Genomic DNA, 699 nt, shown 5'->3' with positions numbered 1-699 from the left:
GTATTATCTTGAGGAATATAAGCTACCATATTTCTCAGCTGCTCCTCAGATAAGTCTGCTAAGTTCTGACTTCCAATGAGAATCTCTCCCTTATAATCTTGATAGAATTTCATCAATAGAGCAAAAATAGTCGATTTCCCTGCACCACTTGGTCCAACAATTGCAGTATGCTGTCCCGCTTGAATATTGACGGATAAATCGTTTAAGACATTTTCCTGATCATAAGAAAAATTAACATTCTTCATGATGATACTCGATCCAGATAGTTCTAATCCTTTTTCTCCTCCTACTTCTTTGTCTAACTCTACCATCTCCATGAGACGATTTGAAACACTCTGAAACTCTGTCCAATCCGTCATAGATTCAGAGATATCTGTGATGGGGTCAATCAACCGTGTCAGATAAAGAACAAAAGTCATCAGAGTACTCATGGTCATATTGTCTTTAGAGACTTCCAAACCAGCTACCACCAATAGTAAAATGATAAAGGTCATGGTCAGCCCATTTGATAAGGTATTCTGAATAGAGGACAAGCCGATAATCTTTTTAAAGTTGTGGGTTAATTGATTAAAAAAGTGAGCCATGGATTCTTCTTCACTCTTTTCGCCATTGAAGGATTTCATCAAACGGATATGAGTGAAACGATGACTAATTCGACCAGAAATGTCTCCCAGCCCTTCTTGATAGTTTGTGTAGTGA

1 protein-coding gene is annotated in these 699 nt (G+C 37.8%); it reads right to left on the bottom strand.

All coding sequences use genetic code 11. The annotated features are described in order from the left end of the window. Positions 1-699, bottom strand: a 699-nt coding sequence (locus D8792_RS11075; RefSeq protein ID WP_142999405.1) for an ATP-binding cassette domain-containing protein, incomplete at both ends; no start/stop codon positions are given.

It is taken from the genome of Streptococcus cristatus (assembly GCF_003943505.1).
In the GTDB taxonomy this organism is placed as follows: domain Bacteria; phylum Bacillota; class Bacilli; order Lactobacillales; family Streptococcaceae; genus Streptococcus; species Streptococcus cristatus_E.
This window is presented reverse-complemented; position numbering and strand designations above follow the sequence as displayed.